This window comes from Dietzia sp. UBA5065 (assembly GCA_002415925.1).
Lineage (GTDB): Bacteria > Actinomycetota > Actinomycetes > Mycobacteriales > Mycobacteriaceae > Dietzia.
Map to the genome: position 1 here is coordinate 1 of DIAZ01000064.1, position 4,534 is coordinate 4,534.

Genomic DNA, 4,534 nt, shown 5'->3' on the forward strand with positions numbered 1-4,534 from the left:
AGATGTGTATAAGAGCTCAGCCTCGACGAGGGCGAGATCCTGCTCGTGATCGGCCGCACCGGGGTCGGCAAGTCGACCCTGCTGGGGGCGATGACCGGGGCGGTCCCGCACTTCACGGGCGGCCGCCTGTCCGGGACCGTCCGGGTGCTCGGCCGGGACACCCGCGCCCATCCGCCCCGCACGCTGGCCGACGTGGTGGGGGTGGTGGGGCAGGACCCGATCTCGGGGTTCGTCACCGACACCGTCGAGGAGGAACTCGCCTACGGGATGGAGCAGCTGGGACTCGGCCGCGCCCTCATGCGCAAGCGGGTCGAGGAGACCCTCGACCTGCTCGGCATCGCCGAACTGCGCGACGTCCCGCTCGCCGAACTCTCGGGTGGCCAGCAGCAGCGCGTCGCGCTCGGTGCCGTCCTCACCACGCGGCCCGGCCTCGTCGTGCTCGACGAACCGACATCCGCCCTGGACCCCAACGGCGCGGAGGACGTCCTGTCCACGGTCACCCGGCTCGCCCACGACCTCGGCGTGACCGTGGTGATCGCCGAGCACCGAATCGAGCGCGTCCTGCAGTACGTCGACCGGATCGCCCATGTCGGCCCGGACGGCCGGGTCCTCGTGGGTGATCCCCGTACCGTGATGAGCTCGAGCGATGTGGCCCCACCCGTGGTCCAACTGGGTCGGTGGGCCGGATGGAGTCCGCTGCCGCTGTCCATCCGCGACGCCCGCCGAGTCGGGACCGGCCTGCGCCGGGAGCTCTTCGACTCCGAGGAGCCCGCTCCGAGCGGGTCCGGAGCCCGAGCCGGAGCCGGCCGCGGGTGCTCCGGCACACCGGCCCTGCGCGCCGACGGGATCGTCGTCGACTTCGGCGAGGTGCGCGCCGTCGACCGCGTCGACCTCAGCCTGGACCCCGGCCGGGTCTGCGCCCTCATGGGACGCAACGGCTGCGGCAAGTCCACGCTCCTGTGGGCGCTGCAGGGCACGGGGCGGCGGACGGGAGGGCGGGTGCGGGTGCCCGGTGGCGATCCCGGGGCCACCGACCCGCGTGATCTCCCGGCGCCGACGCGCCGCCGCCTCGTCGGGCTGGTCCCTCAGTCGCCGTCCGACCTGCTGTGCCACCCGACGGTCGCCCGGGAGCTCGCCGCCTCCGACGCCGAGACCGGCTCCGACCCGGGGACCACCCGGCGGACCCTGGACACCCTCGCCCCGGGGGTGCCGGACGAGCTCCATCCGCGCGACCTCTCGGAGGGCCAGCGGCTGTCCCTCGTGCTGGCGATCCAGCTCACCGCGCGGCCCGGGGTGATCCTCCTCGACGAGCCCACCCGGGGCCTGGACTACACCGCCAAGGCCGCGTTGTCCTCGGCCCTCCGGCACCTGGCCGCGACCGGCCACTGCGTCGTGGTGGCCACCCACGACGTGGAGTTCGCGGCGTCGTGCGCGGACCGGGTGCTCGTCATGGCCGCGGGCGAGATCGTCGCCGACGGTCCCGCCACGGACATCCTCGCGGGCTCCCCCGCCTACGCTCCCCAGGTGGCCAAGATCACCTCGGGGGTGGAGGACGACAGCCGGTGGCTCACCCTCGCCGACGTCGAGGCGGCGCTCCCCGGCGGTCCGCGATGAGGCCCGTCGTGCCGCTTCGCCCCCGGTCGGTCGTCGCGTTGGTCCTGGTCGCGCTGACCGGGTTGGCGATGTTCCTCTGGCCGCTGCTCGTCGGGCCGGGGTCCACCTTCTCCGGCGACGCCGCGGCTCCCCTGTTCTTCGCCCTCTGCCTGCCGCTGCTCATCGCGGTGGTGCTCGCCGAGATCGCCGAGGGCGGGCTCGACGTCAAGGCGGTGGCGATGCTCGGCGTCCTCACCGCGGTGGGGGCCGCGGTCCGCCCTCTCGGTGCGGGCACGGCCGGCTTCGAGTCCGTCTTCTTCGTCCTCATCCTCGGCGGGCGCGTGTTCGGCCCCGCCTTCGGATTCGTCCTCGGTTCGACCACCCTGTTCGCCTCGGCGTTGCTCACCGGCGGGGTCGGACCGTGGCTGCCGTTCCAGATGCTCGCCGCGTCCTGGGTCGGGCTCGGCGCGGGCCTGCTCCCCCGCGTCCGCGGGCGCGCCGAGGTGCTGCTCCTCGTGATGTACGGAGCGGTGGCGGCGTTCGGCTACGGGTTCCTCATGAACCTGTCGTTCTGGCCGTTCACGATCGGTCCGGACACCGCCGTGTCCTTCGTCGCCGGAGCCCCCGTCGCGGAGAACCTCCACCGCTTCGTCCTGTTCACCCTCGCCACCTCGATGGGATGGGATCTGGGCCGCGCGGTGTTCACCGGGATCCTCATCGCGGTGACCGCCACGGCGGTGCTCGGCGCGCTCCGGCGCGCCTCCCGCCGGGCCGCCTTCGGGGTGCCCGCGCGGTTCGGGGACGGGGACTGACGCTCGTCGTGGGGGCGGGCGCTCGTCGTGGGGGCGGGCGGCGGTCACCGGAAGTCACGGCTGCGCCCGATCGCCATGCCCAGGTGGAGCCGTTCGATCTTGTCCGCCACCACGCTGACCGCGCCCGACCGGTTCTCCACGGTCCCCCGGACGACGAGCGCGGGGGCCGAGGAGACGATCGGCCGGTAGCGCGCCCACAGCCCGACCGAGCACACGATGTTCGTCATCCCGGTCTCGTCCTCGAGGCTGAGGAAGGTCACGCCCTCCGCGGTGGCGGGCCGCTGCCGATGGGTGACCGCCCCGGCGACCTCCACGCGGCTGCCGTCGGGGACGTGGGCGAGCCCGGCGGTGGTGCACACGCCGCGGGAGTCGAGCCACGGCCGCGCGTGGACGGTCGGGTACTCCTCCGGGCTGATGCCGGTGGCCGCGAGGTCCGCGGAGGTGAGCTCGAGGACGCTCATGCCCGGGAGCGCCGGGGCGTCGACCTGGCTGAGTCCGGGCAGCATGCCGGGCTTCTCGCGGGCCGCGGTGGCCGCCGACCACAGGGCCCCCCGCCGGCCGCCCGTGCCGAGACAGTCGAGCGCCCCGGCCGTGGCGAGCGCCTCCATCTGCCGGACGGTCAGCCCGGTGCGTCCGGAGAGGTCACCGGCAGAGGTGAAGGGTCCGTGGGTGTCGCGTTCGTCCGCGATCGCCGTGGCCAGATCCGCGCCGATCGCCCGCACGGACTCCAGGCCGATCCGCACCTCGGTGCCCCGGTTCTCGCAGGTGGCCCCGCCGAGGGAACGGTTGACGCACGGCCGGTGCACGGTGACGCCGTGGCGTCGGGCGTCGGCCACGAGCGACTGCGGCGAGTAGAAGCCCATCGGTTGGCTGCGCAGCAGGGCCGCGCAGAAGATCGCCGGGTGGTGGCACTTGAACCACGCCGAGTAGTAGACGATCGCCGCGAAGGACTGGGAGTGGCTCTCGGGGAAGCCGTAGTTGGCGAAGGCGCACATCTTCTCCCAGATCCGCTCCCCCACCTCCGGGCCCGTCTCCGGCGTCCCGGGCGGGCTCGTGCCGATGCCGTGGAGTTCCCGCATCCCCGAGAAGAACCGCTCCCGCAGCCGCGCCATCTTCTCGGGCGAGCGCTTGGCCCCCATCGCCCGGCGGAGCTGGTCGGCCTCGGCACCGGAGAACCCCGCGATCTCGGTGGCGATCTGCATGAGCTGCTCCTGGAACAGCGGGATGCCCAGCGTCCTTCCCAGGGCCGTCTCGAGCGCGGGGTGGTCGAACACCACCTTCTCCCGCCCGTTGCGACGACGGATGTAGGGGTGCACGGACCCGCCCTGGATGGGGCCGGGCCGGATGAGCGCCACCTCCACCACCAGGTCGTAGAACGTCCGCGGCCGCAGCCTGGGCAGGGTGGCCATCTGCGCACGGGACTCCACCTGGAACACGCCCACCGAGTCGCCCCGGCACAGCATGTCGTAGATCGCCGGGTCCGCCAGGTCGAGCTGTGCGAGGTCCACCTCGAGGTCCTTGTGCTCGGCCGCGAGGTCGATGGCGTGGTGCAGCGCGGTGAGCATGCCGAGTCCCAGCAGGTCGAACTTGACCAGCCCGACCGCCGCGCAGTCGTCCTTGTCCCACTGCAGGACGGTCCGCCCGGGCATGCGCGCCCACTCGACGGGCACCACGTCGGCCACCGGTCGGTCGCAGATCACCATGCCCCCGGAGTGGATGCCCAGGTGCCGGGGCAGACCGACGAGCCGCCGGGCCAGCGCGAGGACGTCGGGCGGGACGGCGTGTTCGGTGGCCTCGCGCTCGTTGTTCTTCAGTCCCGACCACCGGTCGACGCTCTTGGACCACGCGTCCTGCTGCCCGGTGGAGTAGCCCAGCGCGCGGGCGACGTCGCGCACCGCCGACCGCCCCCGGTAGGTGATGACGTTGGCCACCTGCGCGGCGTGGTCCCGCCCGTAGCGGGCGTAGACGTACTGGATGGCCTCCTCCCGGCGGCCGGACTCGATGTCCACGTCGATGTCGGGCGGGCCGTCGCGTTCCGGGGACAGGAACCGCTCGAACAGCAGGTGCGCGCCCACCGGGTCGACATTGGTGATCCCCAGGGAGTAACAGACCGCCGAGTTGGCGGCCGA

At 73.5% G+C, this 4,534-nt stretch carries 2 protein-coding genes and 1 pseudogene; 2 read left to right on the forward strand and 1 reads right to left on the reverse strand.

The features are described from left to right. Positions 1-15 precede the first annotated feature (15 nt). Positions 16-1,614, forward strand: a pseudogene (locus B4M60_RS15710) (ABC transporter ATP-binding protein); the annotation flags it as partial. A gap of 8 nt (positions 1,615-1,622) precedes the next feature. Next, the gene (locus B4M60_RS04930) at positions 1,623-2,405 is read left to right on the forward strand and encodes an ECF transporter S component (protein WP_291080838.1); all 783 of its coding nucleotides are present in this window, start codon (positions 1,623-1,625) and stop codon (positions 2,403-2,405) included. Between the two features lie 44 nt (positions 2,406-2,449). Here B4M60_RS04930 and B4M60_RS04935 read toward each other — a convergent pair. Next, a partial coding sequence (locus B4M60_RS04935; RefSeq protein WP_291080840.1) for an error-prone DNA polymerase occupies positions 2,450-4,534 on the reverse strand: 2,085 nt, incomplete at its 5' end.